Genomic DNA, 991 nt, shown 5'->3' on the forward strand with positions numbered 1-991 from the left:
TACAACGTAGAAAGTTAGGGAGGACATCAGGAGGTTTCCCATGCGTGCCTACTCCGACGATCTACGGAGCCGAATCATCGCGGCCATCGAGCGTGGCGAAGAGTCGTGGCGTCAAATCGCGAGGCGATTCGTCGTGAGCCTTTCCTGCGTCATCTTACTGGTCCAGCGGTATCGGAAGACCGGGTCGATTCAGCCCCGGCCTCATGGAGGTGGCAAGCAACCCGCCCTCGGCCCGGAGCAACTCGAGAAGCTTCGCGACCTCGTCGGGAAACGTCCCGACGCCACGCTGGAGGAACTGCGCCAGGCTCTGGGGGCCTCCTGCAGTCTCATGACCATCGCCAGGGCGTTGAAGAAGCTCGGCATCACGCGGAAGAAGAAGGTCCTCCACGCCGCCGAGCGCGATACCCCCAAGAGTAAGCGGAAGCGAGCCGCCTTTCGCAGGGAGATGAAGGACTACTCGCCGGAATCGCTGGTCTTCGTCGATGAGGCCTCGGCCAACACGGCGATGACTCGGCTCTACGGCCGGGCTCCAGTCGGAGAGCGAGTCGAGGGGGCGGTGCCCAACTACTGGGAGACAGTCACCCTGATCTGCGGCATGCGGTTGTCCGGTGTGACGGCCCCGATGGTGATTCACGGGGCGGTCGACAAGCCTACCTTCGAGACTTACGCCGAGGACGTGCTGGCCCCGACTCTCCACCGGGGCGACGTGGTGGTCTGGGACAACCTCAGCCCGCACAAGGCGGCTGCGGCGGTGAAGGCCATCAGACGGGTAGGGGCGGAGGTGATCCCGTTGCCGCCGGTGAGCCCAGACATGGACCCGATCGAGGAGATGTTCTCGAAGGTTAAGGGGGCCTTGAGGTCAGCCGGGGCACGCACTACCGACGCCGTGATCGAGGCGATCGGCTCGACGCTCAAGAACGTATCGACACAAGACATCTTGGGTTGGTTCAAGTCTCGAGCATCGTACGCGATGCGAACGTGAAGCGCTCTA

1 protein-coding gene is annotated in these 991 nt (G+C 63.2%); it reads left to right on the top strand.

Annotation, left to right across the window (positions count from 1 at the left end; translation table 11 throughout):
• Positions 1-40 precede the first annotated feature (40 nt).
• Positions 41-982: an IS630 family transposase gene (locus G6O54_RS36920; RefSeq protein ID WP_165236144.1), complete on the top strand. Its 942-nt coding sequence runs from the start codon at positions 41-43 to the stop codon at positions 980-982.
• Positions 983-991 lie beyond the last annotated feature (9 nt).

Source organism: Aquisphaera insulae, assembly GCF_011064615.1.
GTDB lineage: Bacteria > Planctomycetota > Planctomycetia > Isosphaerales > Isosphaeraceae > Aquisphaera > Aquisphaera insulae.

Bases quoted from the DNA above. Each gene is read 5' to 3' on its own strand.
- G6O54_RS36920 (WP_165236144.1), top strand. From the start codon at position 41: ATGCGTGCCTACTCCGACGATCTACGGAGCCGAATCATCGCGGCCATC.